Source organism: Sulfitobacter sp. HI0040, from assembly GCF_001634885.1.
Taxonomy (GTDB): Bacteria; Pseudomonadota; Alphaproteobacteria; order Rhodobacterales; family Rhodobacteraceae; genus Sulfitobacter.
The window spans coordinates 1-257 of record NZ_LWEX01000574.1 but is presented as its reverse complement, the minus strand read 5'-3'; the positions used below and the strand labels follow the sequence as shown (position 1 = coordinate 257).

Below are 257 nucleotides of genomic sequence, written 5' to 3'. Positions count from 1 at the left end.
CATGACGTCGAGCGGCAGGCGCCCAACGTCTTCCGCATGCGCCTGCTGGGGGCCGAGGTCATTCCCGTGACCAGCGGCAGGGGCACCCTGAAGGACGCGATGAACGACGCGTTGCGCGACTGGGTCACCAATGTGCGCGATACTTTCTATTGTATCGGAACCGTCGCGGGCCCGCATCCCTATCCGGCCATGGTGCGCGATTTTCAGGCTATCATCGGCAAGGAAGTCCGCGAACAGATGACGAAGGCCGAAGGCCG

1 pseudogene is annotated in these 257 nt (G+C 63.4%); it reads left to right on the top strand.

Annotated features, from left to right (window positions below):
* Positions 1–257, top strand: a pseudogene (locus A3728_RS20965) (tryptophan synthase subunit beta); the annotation flags it as partial.